This is a genomic window from Phenylobacterium sp. (assembly GCF_030693625.1).
GTDB classification, from domain to species: Bacteria; Pseudomonadota; Alphaproteobacteria; order Caulobacterales; family Caulobacteraceae; genus Phenylobacterium; species Phenylobacterium ferrooxidans.
This window is the reverse complement of sequence record NZ_JAUYAF010000065.1, coordinates 71,957-86,412: the sequence shown is the minus strand read 5'-3', so window position 1 is coordinate 86,412 and position 14,456 is coordinate 71,957. Positions and strand designations below refer to the sequence as shown.

Below are 14,456 nucleotides of genomic sequence, written 5' to 3'. Positions count from 1 at the left end.
AAATCCCCTGGGCCGCCGTTGGCCCGCGTGGCCCCTGGCGCGGGGCTCAAGTCCCTCGCGCTCAGGTCAGGCGCCTCTCGACCTGAGCGCAAGTCACGGAGTTTACGCCAGCCAGTCGGTCGAATGCAGGGCGCCGGGCTGGACGTGGTCCAGGGTCGTGACCGTGATCGGCCAGGGGTTGGCGCCGCCGCGGCCGTCGGAGTCGAACATCACCTTGGTTCCGCCCGCCCCATCGGCCACGAAGCTGAGGTACCCGTCCGCCACGGGGTTTGAACCGCTGTACCGGCTGGCCGCGAACAGGCCGCGCAGATCGAGCACATCGACACCCGGTGTGAAGTCGGTGACATGGCCCGCGCTCCAGGGCGGCGCCTTGAATACGAAGCTGTCAGCTCCGGACCCGCCGGTGAGCCGGTCCGACCCCTGGCTGGCGTTCAGGGTGTCGGCCCCGGCGCCGCCAGTCAGTGTCGCGCCCGGATAGGGCGATGTCTGCACCTGGCCGGCGACGCCCGGCGCGGGGGCGGACGCGCCCCCGAGCAGGCTAGCGCTGGTCAGAGACGCCGGCGCGACGCCGTCCAGGGTGGTGATGACGAACTTCAGGCTGTTCGCGCCGCCCGGGCCGTCAGTGTCGAGCAGAACCTTCGTCCCCCCGGCGCCGTCTGACACCAGGCTCACATAGCCATCCGCCACGGGGTTCGCACCCGAATAGCCGTTCGTGTAGAGGGCGGAAATGTTCAGCCTGTCGGTTCCCACCTGGAAGTCGGTGATGTGGCCGGCGTTCCAGGGCAGGCCCTTGAAGAGGAAGGTGTCGGCTCCGGCGCCGCCGGTGAGCCGGTCAGAGCCCTGGCTGGCGTTGAGGGTGTCCGCGCCAGGTCCGCCGGTCAGAGTCGCCCCGGGATAGGGCGAGGTCAGCACCTGCCCGCCGCCGCCCGGAGCGGGGGCCACCGTCTCAGGCCCGCCGCCGACGAGACTGGCGCTGGTCAGGCTGGCGGCCGCCACCCCGTCCAGGGTTGTGATCTGGAACTTGAGGCTGTTGGCGCCGCCCGGGCCATCGGTGTCCAGCAGAACCTTGGTCCCGCCGCCGCCGTCGGAGACAAAGCTCACATAGCCGTCAGCGACAGGATTGGAGCCGTTATAGCCATTGGCGTAGAGGCCGGAGAGGTCGAGCTTGTCGGTTCCCACCTGGAAGTCGGTGATGCGGCCAGCGTTCCAGGGGATCGCCTTGAACACGAAACTATCGGCCCCGGCGCCGCCGGTGAGCCGGTCCGACCCCTGGCTCGCAATCAGGGTGTCGGCGCCGGTTCCGCCGGTCAGTGTCGCGCCGGCGTAGGCTGAAGTCAGCACCTGGCCCGCGCCGCCCGCCGCCGGAGCGGGGGCCGGGGGAGGCGCCGGGGGAGGCGCCGGTGTGGCCGGCACCCCGCCGTCGGCCTGCGCCAGACTGAAGGCATGGATGTAGTCCACGCGCAGGTTGGCGGGGAACGGCGTGGACGCGTCCGGCGAACCCGCCCAGTGGCCACCGACCGCGAGGTTCACCAGCATTCGCATGGGGGCATGCATGTCCGTCGGCGTGACGGTCTGCCAGACCTCGGCGCGGTCCACGTAGAAGGTGATGGTCTGCGCGGTCCACTTCACCCCGTAGGTGTGGAAGCCGTCGCCATAGGGGTTGAAGGCGGCGTTCCCCAGGGTCGGGACACTGTTGCTGTGGATGGCGTTGTGCGCCGCCTTCGTATCGCTTCCGAGCCCTTCGAGAACATCGATCTCCTTGTTCTCGGGACCCAGCAGCCAGAAGGCCGGCCACAAACCCTGGCCCTGCGGCAACTCGGCGCGCATTTCGAAATAACCGTAGGTCTGGGTGAAGTTGGAGACGAGGAGGCCCGACGAATAGTCATAGCCCCACATCTGGGCCGATTGCGCCTCCGTCACCGGCTGGGCGGTGATCGTCAGCACGCCGTCATTGAAGGAAAACGGGTTCAGACCCAGAGGCGAGGCGGCGGTCCCCTGGAAGGCCGAACTGGTGTAGATTTGCTGTTCGCCATTGCGGGGAAGGGTGAAGCTGTTCAGCCCGGTTCCGGCATAGCCAAAGTTGGTGGCCCAGTTCGCCGAGATTGTCTGCGGGCTGTTGAACTCTTCGCTGAAAGTGGCTCCGCCCAGGCTGGCCGGGTTCAACGGCAGCTTGAAGTCATTGGCGGTGAACTGTCCCGTGGCGGCGTTGCGGAAGGCGATCATCGTGCCGCCGTTGTTCAGAACGACGTCTGCGCCCTGCTGGGTCATCGCAGCCTGCACCGCCTGAAAGGTGACCAGAGGTCCGCCAATCAGGCGAACGGCGTCCTGCCCATGGCCAAAATTCTGGATGACCTTGTCGCCTTCGCCGAGCGCAACGATGAAGGTGTCCCTGGAGTCGCTCCCGATGAAGACGTCCTGTCCGGTCCCGCCATACAGTTGTGCATCATGACCAAGCGACTTGATGATGTTGTTCTGGGAATTCCCGGCCGCATATTGATTGTCGCCGAATGTTGTTAGATTCTGGACCGAATGCGGCAGAGTGTAGGATTGCCATATCTGTACAGTATGCGGACCTGTTCCGGGATTTTGAGAAATAGGCTGATAGGGGTTGCTTAGCCAATCAATAGACCATGGCGAAGTTTCAGGCAAAATGGTCCCGGAGTAGTTTGCGTATCCCATTGGACGTTGCTCTCACGCGCTCTGATTGCAGAAAAGTTAACGCCGCTTCCCGCCCCTGAGGCAACCGACCCGAGGCGAGATAGATGGCGCGTTTCAGTTCAGCAATGCAATTGTATTGTAGAGCTTGAATTCTCTTTAGCTGTACAATTAGAATTCGCGATTTTCAACATCTTGGCGAGATGGGCCAAAATTTTGACACGAATACACGTCGGAGATAATAAATCCGCGCTTGATTGCGCCATCGACATTGCTCGTCCGCTGGCGGCCTCCAGCACTTATGAACCTGCAGGACAACGTCGGAATCCGCCGGCGTGCGGGGCCCCCTCTCTCACCTGATCTGTTCCCAGGGCCGGAAGTCGGAAAGTCCTCCCTAAGGGTCCCACCAGCTGCCTCGAGCCCACGCGGGGTGAGAAGGAGCGGGTGACCGAGCGGTGTCGGGCCTCTATGAGAAGCGTGCAACGTCTGCCCCTGACATAGAGACTTCCATGAGCCAAGCCGCCGCCCAGCGCCCTGAGACCCTGGCCATCCACGCCGGAGCCACGCCCGACCCAACCACCAAGGCGCGGATTACGCCGATCTATCAGACGGCCTCCTACGTGTTCGACGACAGCGATCACGCCGCGGCTCTGTTCAATCTGGAGGCCGGCGGAAATATCTACACCCGACTGGGCAACCCCACCCAGAGCGTGCTGGAGGCCCGGGTCAGCGCCCTGGAGGGCGGCATCGCCGGCCTGGCGGTGGCCAGCGGCCATGCGGCCCAGTTCCTGGTGTTCCACACCCTGCTGGAACCCGGCTGCAACATCGTCGCCTCCCGCAAGCTCTACGGCGGCTCCATCAACCAGCTCTCGCAGAGCTTCAAGAAGATGGGCTGGGGCGTCACCTTCATCGACACCGACGACGCCGCCGACTACGCCAAGGCGATCAATGACAAGACCCGCGCGGTGTTCATCGAGTCCATCGCCAACCCCGGCGGCGTGATCTCCGACATCGCCGCCATCGCGCAGGCGGCCCACGCGGCGGGCGTCCCCCTGGTGGTCGACAACACCCTGGCCTCTCCCTACCTCTGCCAGCCCTTCGCCCATGGGGCCGACATCGTGGTCCATTCCCTGACCAAGTTCCTCGGCGGCCACGGAAATTCCATCGGCGGCATGATTGTCGACAGCGGCCGATTCGACTGGGCGGCCGGCGGCAAGTACCCCTACCTCTCGACGCCCAACCCCAGCTATCACGGCAAGGTCTTCACCGAGGCCTTCGGCCCGGCCGCCTTCATCGTCGCCTGCCGCGCGCTCGGCCTGCGCGACCTCGGGCCCGCGATCTCCCCCTTCAACGCCTTCATGATCCTGACCGGGATCGAGACCCTGCCGCTGCGGATGGAGCGTCACTGCCAGAACGCCCTGGCGGTCGCCCAATGGCTGCAGGCCCACCCCAAGGTGGCCTGGGTCTCCTATGCCGGCCTGCCGGAGGATCGCTATCACGCCTTGGCCCAGCGCTACGCGCCCAAGGGCGCCGGGGCGGTGTTCACCTTCGGCCTGAAGGACGGCTACGCCGCCGGCGTGAAGCTGGTGAGTTCGGTGAAGCTGTTCTCGCACCTGGCCAATATCGGCGACACCCGCAGCCTGATCATCCACCCCTCCTCCACCACCCACAGGCAGTTGGAGGAGGCCGACCAGATCGTCGCCGGCGCCGGTCCAGATGTGGTGCGTTTGTCAGTGGGTCTCGAGCACATCGAGGACATCATCGCCGACCTCGACCAGGCGTTGGCGGGCCTCTGATCTCGCCCAAAACGTCGCCATGAAGCGCCAGTGATCAGGAAGGACGCGTGGAGGAATTCTATCCCGCAATTCGGACGATCCACATATGGGCGGTCGTGGCCAGCGGCCTACTGTTCGCCTTGCGTGGTGGGGCCTGGAACCTGCTGGAGGCGCGCTGGCCGAAGCTCCTGCCCGTGCGGATCCTGTCCTGGGTGATCGACACGGCGCTGCTCGCCGCGGCGCTCATACTGACGACCATCATCCAACAGTACCCGTTCGCCGATGCCTGGCTCACGACGAAGGTGGTGTTGCTCGTGGTCTATATCGGCCTTGGCTCCATGGCCTTCTCCCCCAGACGCTCCCGCTCGGTCCGGATTGGCTTCTGGGTGGCCGCCCTCTGTGTGTTCGGCTTCATTGTCAGCGTGGCGCGGGCACATAGCCCCCTCGGCCTTTTCGCGAGCCTCGGCGCCTAGTTCTCGCTCAGCTTGCGAGATGGCGCGCGGCCGGCGTGATCATCTTCGAGAGCCGAGTTGACCCCCGTCAAGGTGTGCGGCGCCCCAGGGGGCTAAGGCTCGCCATCGAGTGGTGGAGGCCGCACATGAATTTTGACCTGTCTGAACGTCAGGCGCTGTGGCGCGACCGCGTGCGGGCCTTCATGGCGGCGCATATCTACCCCTCCATTCCGCTCTATCAGCAGCAAGCCAACCAAGTGGGCGCAGCGCGCTGGCAGGTCATCCCGATCGTGGAGGAACTGAAGGCGCGGGCCTATTCCGAGGGACTTTGGAACCTGTTCCTGAACCCATCGGAACAGGACGACGACGCCTATACGGGGCCGGGACTGAGCAACCTCGAATATGCGCTGTGCGCCGAGGAGATGGGCCGGGTCGCCTTCGCTTCGGAGGTGTTCAACTGCTCGGCGCCCGACACCGGCAACATGGAGGTGCTGCGCCAGTATGGCTCGGCCGCGCAAAAGGCCCAGTGGCTGCGGCCGCTGATGGACGGCGAGATCCGCTCGGCCTTCCTGATGACCGAGCCCGACGTGGCCTCCTCCGACGCCACCAACATCCAGACCTCGATCCGCCGCGACGGCGACAGTTACGTCATCAACGGCCGCAAGTGGTGGTCTTCGGGCATTGGCGATCCGCGCTGCAAGCTGGCAATATTGATGGGCAAGACCGATCCGGAGGGCGCCCGCCACTCCCAGCAGTCCCAGATCCTGATCCCCACCGACGCCCCCGGGTTCGAGGTGGTCCGCATGCTGCCGGTCTTCGGCTATGACGACGCCCCTCACGGCCACGCCGAGGTGATGCTGCGCGACGTGCGCGTCCCGGTGGAGAACCTGATCCTGGGGGAAGGGCGAGGCTTTGAGATCGCCCAGGGCCGTCTCGGCCCGGGCCGCATCCATCACTGCATGCGCGCGCTCGGCGCCACCGAGGTGGCCCTGGAGAAGATGGTCGACCGCCTGCTCTCCCGCGTGGCCTTCGGCAAGCGCCTGGCCGACCAGTCAGTCTGGGAGGAACGGATCGGCGAGGCGCGGCTGGAGATCGAGATGACCCGGCTGCTGTGCCTGAAGGCCGCCGACATGATGGACAAGGTAGGCAACAAGGCCGCCCAGTTGGAGATCGCGATGATCAAGGTGGCCGCGCCGCGCACCGCCCTGAAGGTGCTGGACGACGCCATGCAGGCCCATGGCGGCGCGGGCCTGTCGGAGGACTTCGGCCTGGCGCGCGCCTATGCCGGCATGCGCGCCCTGCGGATCGCCGACGGTCCCGACGAGGTGCACAAGCGGGCCATCGCCAAGCTGGAGATGGGTCGCCACGGCGCCCGCCTGCGGGCCTGGCGCGACGGCGCGCCGCTGGACGCCGGGCAGGTCCCGAAGCCGGCCTAGACCCACAATCCTGGAACCTGATCTCCCATGAAGACCGGCATCGACGAACGGCTGCCCTTTCACCCGTTGAACATCGCGGTCCTGACCATCTCCGACACCCGGACGGAGGTCACCGACACCTCCGGCGGCCTGCTGGTCGATCGCCTGACGAGCGCCGGTCACGTCCTGGCCGCCCGCGCCATCGTCGCCGACGAGGTGGGCGCCATCGCAACCCAGGTCCGCGCCTGGGCGGCGTCGGCCGAGGTGGACGTCATCCTGACCACCGGCGGCACCGGGTTCTCGCCGCGCGACGTGACGCCCGAGGCGGTTACGCCCCTGCTGGACAGGACCATGGACGGTTTCTCGGTGGTCTTCCACCAGGCCAGCCAGGGCACGGTAGGGGTCTCGACCCTGCAGTCGCGCGCCCTGGCCGGCCAGATCGGCGAGACCTTCATCTTCTGCGTCCCCGGCTCCACCGGCGCCTGCAAGGACGCCTGGGACCTGGTGCTCGCCGAGGAATTCGACAGCCGCTTCCGCCCCTGTTCGCTGGTGGGCCAGATCCCGCGCTATCGGGGCGTCTGCAATTGATCAGCTTCGACGACGCCGCGGCCATGGTCTCCGGACTGGCCCGGCCCCTGGCCACGGAGCGCGTCGGGCTCGACCAGGCCGACGGCCGCGTGCTCGCGGTTCCCCTCGTGGCGAGGGGGGCGTCACCTGCCGTCGCGGTTTCGGCCATGGACGGCTACGCCGTGCGGGAGGCCGACCTGTCGCATGGCTCGGTCAGCCTTCCGGTGGTGGGGGTCGCCTATGCTGGCCAGGGCTTTGGACAGCCCCTGGCGCCGGGCGCCTGTGTGCGCATCTACACCGGCGCTCCGGCCCCTGCGGGGGCCGACCGGGTGGTGATGCAGGAAGCGGTGCGTGATGAAGGTGGCGTCGCCTACTTCGCCGAGGCCCCCTGCGGTGGGCGGCATGTCCGCGCGGCTGGCTGCGACTTCCGGGCTGGCGACGAACTGTTGGCTGCGGGCCTGCGGCTCACACCACAGAGGCTGATTGCGGCCGCCGCGGCCGACCAGTCCGAATTGGCGGTCGTGGCCCGGCCAAGGGTGATGATCCTAAGCACCGGCGACGAGCTGCATGAGCCGGGCCAGGGTCCCGGCGGTGGGGCGTCGATCCCCGAAAGCGTCTCCTTCGGCCTGGCCGCTCTGGTGCGCGCCTGGGGCGGAGAGGTCGTCGGCCGACGGCGGCTTGGGGATGACCTGTCCCTGCTGCAGGCCGCCGCCGGCGAAGCGCTGCAGGCCGCCGACCTGGTGGTGGTCACCGGCGGAGCCTCCGTCGGCCAGCGCGACTACGCCAAGGTGATGTTTGCGCCGTTCGGCCTGGACTGCGTGTTCGCAAAGGTGGCCATCAAGCCTGGAAAACCCGTCTGGCTGGGGCGAGCCGGCGGCAAGCTGGTGGTGGGCCTGCCGGGCAATCCCACCGCGGCCCTGGTGACGGCGCGCCTGCTGCTGGCGCCGCTGGTGGCCGGCCTGGGCGGGCAGGCGCCGGATCGCGCCCTCGCCTGGCGCCGGGCGCCCCTGACGCAGGCGCTGGAGGCCTGCGGCGATCGGGAGACCTTCGTGCGCGGACAACGCCTTGCGGCGGGCGTCGCGCCGCTGTCGGACCAGGATTCTTCGTCCCAAAGGGCTCTGGCCCTGGCCGACGTGCTTATCCGTCGCCGACCGGGTGACTTGGCCGCGGCGATCGGAGACCGGGTCGAGGTGCTCGAGTTCTGAGGACCTCGCCTACAGGAAGTGGGGGAAGAGGACGTCGTTCTCCAGGCGCATGTGCTCGCGCAGGTCTCGGTCCAGCTTGCGGCAGGCCTGGGAGAGCGCGCGCCAGGTCTTGCAGGCGTCCCGGGGCGGGGTGAAGTCCCGGGTCAGGGCCGCCAGGCGGTCGAGCTGCTCATAGACGTCGTCGTGTTCGGCCATCATGCGCGAGATGGGGAATCGCAGGACCCCACACGAGCCGGCCAGCATGGTGGGAAAGAGGATGTTCTCCTCCTTGAGCTGGTGGCCCTCCAGGTCGTCGGCCATGACCGCCAGGTGGTCGGCCAGGCCGCGGGGGCAATCTGGGTCGCCGGCGTGAACCCGCTCCACGGTGCGCGCCAGCTCGATGGCCTGGGGGAACTCGCGGCGATGGGTTTCGTGATAGCGCTCCAGGATATGCTCGATCAGCTTTCCGGCCGCGCGCTCGGCGGTCTTGCCTCCTCGGGTGGCTGCGGTCAGGTCACGCTCAAGCTTCTCCAACTTCGTCAGGGGCCCCCTGACACGGAAGATGTCGCTGGCCTCTGGGGATCGCTTGGCCAACTCGCGGGCCCAGAGATCAAGTCCAGGGGTGGGGATCGGGATCATGGCGGCCTCCTCAATGAGGACAGACTAGACCGCCGGCGTTCCCCGCGCCTTGAGCCGGGCCTGACTCCGGCTTGATCTTGGCCAAGTGGCCGCCTGGCTGATTTGGCGGGCTGCGACACCCATCGCGCGCGCCGTACGCCGCAGGGAATCGGACAGCCTCGTTCTCCCACGCAGAGAGACCACCATGGCCTTCGACAATCCCTTCGCCGGAGAAATCTGGTCCAGCAAGTACCGCTTCGCCCCGGCCGGCGGAGGCGGAGACGCCAGTCTCGCCGAGACCTGGGCCCGCGTCGCCCGCGCGGTGAGCGAGCCCGAGGCGCCCGACCGTCGTGAAGCCTTCCGCGCCGAGGTGATGGACGCGCTCACCGACTGCCGCTTCCTGCCCGCCGGCCGCATCCTGGCCGGCGCCGGCACGCAGCGCTCGGTCACCCTGTTCAACTGCTTCGTCATGGGAGAGATTCCGGACGACCTGGGTGCCATCTTCGAGCATGTCCGCGAGGCCGCCGTCACCCTGCAGCAAGGCGGTGGGGTCGGCATGGACTTCTCCACTGTGCGACCCAACGGCGCCCTGGTCCGCGGTGTCGGGGCCGACGCCTCGGGACCGCTCAGCTTCATGGATGTCTGGGACTCCATGTGTCGCACCATCCTGTCGGCCGGTCAGCGGCGGGGGGCGATGATGGGTTGCCTGCGCATCGACCACCCAGACATCGAGGCCTTTATCGACGCCAAGCGCGAACCCGGACGCCTGCGCAACTTCAACCTCTCGGTGCTGGTGAGCGACGCCTTCATGCAGGCCCTGGCGGCGGACGGGGAATGGCCGCTGGTGTTCGATGGCAAGGTCCACCGCAATGTGCGCGCGGCCGACCTGTGGGCGCGGCTGATGACCGCCACCTATGACGCGGCCGAGCCCGGGGTGATCTTCATCGATCGGGTCAACGCCAACAACAACCTGGCCTATTGCGAGGAGATCCTGGCCAGCAATCCGTGCGGCGAGCAGATGCTGCCGGCCTATGGGGCCTGCCTGCTCGGATCGCTCAACCTGGCCCGGCTGGTGGAGGCGCCGTTCTCCGACGGCGCGGTCCTGGACGAGGCGCGGCTGGCCGGATTGACCCGCACGGCGGTCCGCATGCTGGACAATGTCATCGACATCTCGCGCTTTCCGCTGGAGGCCCAGGCGGCGGAGGCAAGGGCCAAGCGGCGGATCGGCATCGGCGTCACCGGCCTGGCCGACGCCCTGCTGTTCTGCGGCGCCCGCTACGGCGGGGATGAGGCCGTGACCCTGACCCAGCGCTGGCTGCAGGTGATCAAGCGCGAGGCCTATCGCGCCTCGGCGGCGCTTGCCGCCGAGAAGGGCTGCTTCCCGCTCTACGATCCTCAGATCCTGGAGCGACCGAACCTGCTGAGCCTGGATGAGGAGACCCGGGCCATGATCGCCGAGCATGGCCTGCGCAACGGCTGCCTGACCTCCATCGCGCCCACCGGCACCACCTCGCTGCTGGCCGGCAATGTCTCCTCCGGCGTCGAGCCCGTCTTCGCCTACGCCTATACCCGCAAGGTCCGCCAAGCCGACGGGACCTCGCGCGACGAGCAGGTGGAGGACTATGCCCTGGCCGTCTGGCGCGGGCTGAAGGGCGACACGCCGCCGCCGGCGGAACTGTTCGTAAGCGCCCAGGATCTCACCCCCGCCGACCACCTGCGCATGCAGGCCGCCGCCCAGGCCTGCATCGACAGCTCGATCTCCAAGACCGTGAACTGCCCCGAAGGCATCGCCTTCGCCGACTTCTCCGACATCTACCTGGAAGGCTACCGCCTGGGCTGCAAGGGCCTGACGACCTACCGGCCCAACGCCGTCACTGGCTCGGTTTTGTCGGTGGTCCCCGATGTGAAGCCCGAGCCGAAGCTGTCGCCCCGCCCGGACGTCCTTGAGGGCGCCACCTACAAGATCAAGTGGCCGCAGAGCGCTCATGCGGTCTATGTGACCATCAACGACGCCGACACAGGTGAGGGGCCGCGGCCCTTCGAAATCTTCGTCAATTCCAAGAACATGGAGCACTACGCCTGGACCCTGGGTCTCACGCGGATGATCTCGGCGGTCTTCCGGCGGGGCGGCGACGTGGCCTTCGTGGCCGACGAACTGAAGGCGGTGTTCGATCCCAGCGGCGGCGGCTGGATCGATGGGCGCTACGTGCCGTCGTTGCCGGCGGCCATCGGCGGGGTGATCGAGCGGCACCTGAGGATCGAGGCGGTCGCTGCGCCCGCCCACGTCGGGCACGCGGCCCAAGCCGAGGCCAAGGCCTGCTGTCCCCAGTGCGGTGGGTTCGAGCTGGTCCGCAAGGAGGGCTGCGACACTTGCTTTGGCTGCGGCTACTCCAAATGCTCATGAAAGGGTCGGCGATTGATGTCCGACAAGGGCCGCGGGGCGGGGCGGGGCTAGAAGGAAGCCCCGTCCTCTAGACGACCGGAGTCCGTCATGGCCACCGCCGCTGATCGGCGCGCCTACCGGGGGCCCAAGCTGTTCAGCTACGGCTTCCGCCCCTTCTTCCTCGCCGCCGCCATCTGGGCCGCCCTGGCCGTTCCCCTCTGGCTGCTGTCCTTCACCGGCTACCTGCCGTGGGCGGCGCTCACCCGCGAGTGGCACATCCACGAGATGCTGTTCGGCGTGCTGGGCGGCATCGTCGCCGGCTTCCTGCTCACCGCCGTGCCCAACTGGACCGGCCGCTTGCCCGTGATGGGAACGCCGCTCGCGGCTCTGGCGGCCCTGTGGCTGGTGGGACGCTTGGCGATGTTGGCGGCTGCCCAGCTTGGGGTCTGGGCCAGCGTCATCGACAGCGCCTTCCTGGTGGTGTTCGCCGGTGTGATCTGGCGCGAGGTCCTGGCGGGGCGCAACTGGCGCAACCTTGCCGTCTGCGGCTTGGTCACAGTGCTCGCCTGCGCCAATATCGCCTTCCACCTTGGGGCCCTGGCGCCAGAGGCCGCCGGCCAGCGGGCCGCGCTCGGCGCCATCGCCCTGCTGATCGCCCTGATCGGCGGCCGGGTCACCCCCAGCTTCACCCGCAACTGGCTGATGCAGCGCGCGCCCGGCCCGCTGCCCGCCCCCAGTGACCGTGCGGACATGGCCGCCCTGATCCTCACGGGCCTAGCCGCCGTCGCCTGGGTGGCGGTCCCCGACGCCCCGCTGTCCGGCGCCCTGCTGACTGTCTCGGGCGTCGCGGCCCTTGCCCGCCTGGCGCGCTGGCAGGGCCTGCGGACCCTGATCGAGCCCCTGGTCTGGAGCCTCCACCTTGGCTACGCCTGGCTGGGCGTCGGGCTGATGCTGATGGGCCTCACCATCCTGGCGCCCGACATGTTTCCGCGCACCGCGGGGGTCCACGCCCTCACGGCCGGGGCCGTCGGGGTCATGACGCTGGCCATGATGACCCGGGCCACCCGGGGCCACAGCGGCCGGCCCCGGACGGCCGACGGCTGGACGCTCGTCATCTATCTTCTGGTCAACGCAGCGGCCGTGGTGAGGGTCTGGGCCGGCTTCGGCGGGGCGGGGAGCGAGGTCCTGCTGGCGACCTCTGGTGTCCTGTGGAGCGCCGCCTACGGCGGTTTCGCCCTGGCCTACGGGCCGATGCTGCTGGGCTGGCCGGCTCAGTGGCGGGGCCGGCCTCTGCCGGCTTAACCGAAGTCAAGGCTCGGCCCCTCAGCCATCATACCCAGACGGGCCTGGTCCCTCTAGGTTCACCCTCGATCCGCCCACCATGTGCGACGCCATCCTCCCATCGGCGTCGGCTCGGGTGACATCGACACCGGCGACCCGCCGGGTCTTGGGGCGCCGGGAGACCGGCGCCTCTTCTGTCCCGCGAGGAACCTGTCCCATGGACCGACTGATCGACGGGTTCGGTCGCCGTTTCCGCTACCTGCGACTTTCAGTGACGGAAGTCTGCAACTTCCGCTGCACCTACTGTCTGCCCGACGGCTACAGAAAGACCGCCGGGCCCGCCTTCCTGGGCGTCGACGAGATCGGCGCCCTGGTCTCAACCTTCCAGCGGCTGGGCATCGAGAAGGTCCGACTGACCGGCGGAGAGCCGACGGTGCGCAAGGACATCGGCCAGATCATCGCCCGGGTCGCCGAGGTGCCCGGAATCGCCAAGGTGGCCATGACCACCAACGGCTGGAACCTCCACCGCCACGTGGCCGACTGGCGCGCCGCGGGCCTGACCAACCTCAATGTCTCCATCGATACTCTCGACCGGGACGGCTTCACCCGCCTCACCGGCCACGATCGCCTCCATCAGGTGGTGGCGGGCCTCGATCAGGCGTTGGCCATCGGCGTCCCGACGGTGAAGGTGAACGCGGTCCTGCTGCGCGACAGCCTGGAGAACGGTTTCGCCGAGTTCGCCGAGTTCGTCCGCAGCCGGCCCGTGGCGGTCCGCTTCATCGAACTGATGCGCACGGCCGACAACGCCGCCTATTTCACTGACCAGCATGTGAGCGGCGAGCGCCTGAAGACGTGGCTGGGCCAGGAGGGCTGGAGCCCTCGCCCCCGGGCCTCAGACGATGGCCCGGCGACGGAGTATGAGCATCCAGACTTCGCCGGACGCATCGGATTGATCGCCCCCTATGGCGCTGGGTTCTGCGACGGCTGCAACCGCCTGCGGGTCACGGCTCAGGGGCTGCTGCGCCTGTGCCTTTTCGGCCAAGGGGGTGTCAACCTGCGCGACCTGCTGACGGGCGAGGCGGAGGCTTCGCATCTGTTGGCGGCGCGGATCGCCCAGGCCCTGACGGGCAAGGCCAGCGGCCATGAGCTGGCCCGCGGACAGGCCGGGGACACTCGCAACCTGGCCCAGTTCGGCGGCTAGCCCGCGCGGCTGGCGGGCCACACTTTCCGCTCGGCCTGGCCCAGAGGCGTGACGCTGGGGGGTGGTGATTGTCGATCAGCGGGTCGGGCTTGGCCAGGCGCTCCAGGACCACGGGCCGGGCGATGGTCACCTCGGGACCGTTGATCACGACGCCGTAGCCGGTGAGGGTGGCGAAGGCCCGCGACAGATTCTCGGGGGTCATGCCCAGCAGGGAGGCCAGCAGGCGCTTCTCGTGGGGCAGGGTGAAGGTCTCGGCTCCGCCCTGACGCACCCTTTGGGTGATCAGGTAGTTTGCCAGGCGTTCGGCGCCGCCGCGCAGCTTCTGGTTCTTCAGCGATCGCACCAGGCCGCGATAGCAACCGGCCAACTCAAGGGTGGCGGCGTAGCTGAAGCGGGGGTCTGTCTGCATGGCCCGGCGCAGGGCCTCGCCAGACAGCATCAGGATGTCAGACCGCTCCACCGTGCGCGCGCTCATGAGCGCGTCGGCGTCGAGAGCGACAGCGGCGAAGATGAATGTGGAGACCGGCCGGAGCACGGCCAAGGTGGTCTCCTTGTCGTTCCAGGTGCCCTCCAGCTCCACCAAGCCGTCCAGCAGGACATAGAGAAAGTCCACCGGATCGCCTTCATGGAGAAGGGTGGTGCCGGCCGGGAATTTCTGCAGGAAGGCGCCGGCGGTCACTGCGCCGAAGGTTTCCTCCGAGACGCCGCAGAACAGGGGCAAGCCCCTCACGCGCTCGACATCCACCACTCGCATCGACATTGGCTCGGTCTCCTAGGTCGCCCACCAATCGCCCCGCTCAACGAGTCGAGCCTTGATGTGGATCAAGTGCGGCTAAAGCGCCGCGGGCCGTTGCGTCGCTTGACGATCATCAATTGAGCGAGCCACCAAAAGTAATTGTAGGTGTTGCAAGCGCAAACCGAGCTG

11 protein-coding genes and 1 pseudogene are annotated in these 14,456 nt (G+C 68.0%); 9 read left to right on the top strand and 3 right to left on the bottom strand.

The annotated features are described in order from the left end of the window. Positions 1–102: 102 nt before the first annotated feature. A complete protein-coding gene (locus Q8N10_RS14500) occupies positions 103–2,268 on the bottom strand; it encodes a family 16 glycosylhydrolase (protein WP_304777318.1) in 2,166 nt (721 codons plus the stop codon). A 63-nt stretch (positions 2,269–2,331) separates the two neighbouring features. Here Q8N10_RS14500 and Q8N10_RS14495 point away from each other — a divergent pair, with 63 nt between their 5' ends. The 6 genes from Q8N10_RS14495 to Q8N10_RS14470 all read left to right on the top strand — a co-directional run bounded on the left by Q8N10_RS14495 (position 2,332) and on the right by Q8N10_RS14470 (position 8,069). Then, positions 2,332–2,517 (top strand): hypothetical protein, encoded by a 186-nt coding sequence (locus Q8N10_RS14495; protein WP_304777319.1) that lies wholly within the window; start codon positions 2,332–2,334, stop codon positions 2,515–2,517. A 647-nt stretch (positions 2,518–3,164) separates the two neighbouring features. Continuing rightward, positions 3,165–4,451, top strand: coding sequence for an O-acetylhomoserine aminocarboxypropyltransferase (locus Q8N10_RS14490; RefSeq protein WP_304777320.1), 1,287 nt, complete (start codon positions 3,165–3,167; stop codon positions 4,449–4,451). A 47-nt stretch (positions 4,452–4,498) separates the two neighbouring features. Beyond that, on the top strand, positions 4,499–4,903 hold the full coding sequence (locus Q8N10_RS14485) for a SirB2 family protein (protein ID WP_304777321.1): 405 nt from the start codon (positions 4,499–4,501) through the stop codon (positions 4,901–4,903). 125 nt (positions 4,904–5,028) lie between these two features. Continuing rightward, the gene (locus tag Q8N10_RS14480; protein WP_304777322.1) at positions 5,029–6,318 is read left to right on the top strand and encodes an acyl-CoA dehydrogenase family protein; all 1,290 of its coding nucleotides are present in this window, start codon (positions 5,029–5,031) and stop codon (positions 6,316–6,318) included. Between the two features lie 27 nt (positions 6,319–6,345). Then, positions 6,346–6,885: a molybdenum cofactor biosynthesis protein B gene (gene moaB / locus Q8N10_RS14475; RefSeq protein ID WP_304777323.1), complete on the top strand. Its 540-nt coding sequence runs from the start codon at positions 6,346–6,348 to the stop codon at positions 6,883–6,885. Beyond that, positions 6,882–8,069, top strand: a complete 1,188-nt coding sequence (locus Q8N10_RS14470; RefSeq protein WP_304777324.1) for a molybdopterin molybdotransferase MoeA — start codon at positions 6,882–6,884, stop codon at positions 8,067–8,069. The genes moaB and Q8N10_RS14470 overlap by 4 nt, the downstream gene beginning before the upstream one ends. Positions 8,070–8,078: 9 nt before the next feature. Here the strand turns inward: Q8N10_RS14470 and Q8N10_RS14465 are convergent, their stop codons facing one another. Then, positions 8,079–8,687 (bottom strand): hemerythrin domain-containing protein, encoded by a 609-nt coding sequence (locus tag Q8N10_RS14465; RefSeq protein ID WP_304777325.1) that lies wholly within the window; start codon positions 8,685–8,687, stop codon positions 8,079–8,081. Between the two features lie 184 nt (positions 8,688–8,871). Here Q8N10_RS14465 and Q8N10_RS14460 point away from each other — a divergent pair, with 184 nt between their 5' ends. From Q8N10_RS14460 to moaA, 3 genes are all read left to right on the top strand, one after another. Continuing rightward, positions 8,872–11,070 carry an adenosylcobalamin-dependent ribonucleoside-diphosphate reductase gene (locus tag Q8N10_RS14460; protein WP_304777326.1) on the top strand — a complete coding sequence of 733 codons (2,199 nt, stop codon included), beginning with the start codon at positions 8,872–8,874 and terminating at the stop codon, positions 11,068–11,070. Positions 11,071–11,157: 87 nt separating this feature from the next. Beyond that, a complete protein-coding gene (locus tag Q8N10_RS14455; protein ID WP_304777327.1) occupies positions 11,158–12,351 on the top strand; it encodes an NnrS family protein in 1,194 nt (397 codons plus the stop codon). 196 nt (positions 12,352–12,547) lie between these two features. Next, positions 12,548–13,531, top strand: coding sequence for a GTP 3',8-cyclase MoaA (gene moaA / locus Q8N10_RS14450; protein ID WP_304777328.1), 984 nt, complete (start codon positions 12,548–12,550; stop codon positions 13,529–13,531). A gap of 115 nt (positions 13,532–13,646) precedes the next feature. On the opposite strand, the pseudogene Q8N10_RS14445 reads toward moaA, so the two are convergent. Further along, positions 13,647–14,285, bottom strand: a pseudogene (locus Q8N10_RS14445) (cyclic nucleotide-binding domain-containing protein); the annotation flags it as partial. Between the last annotated feature and the right edge of the window lie 171 nt (positions 14,286–14,456).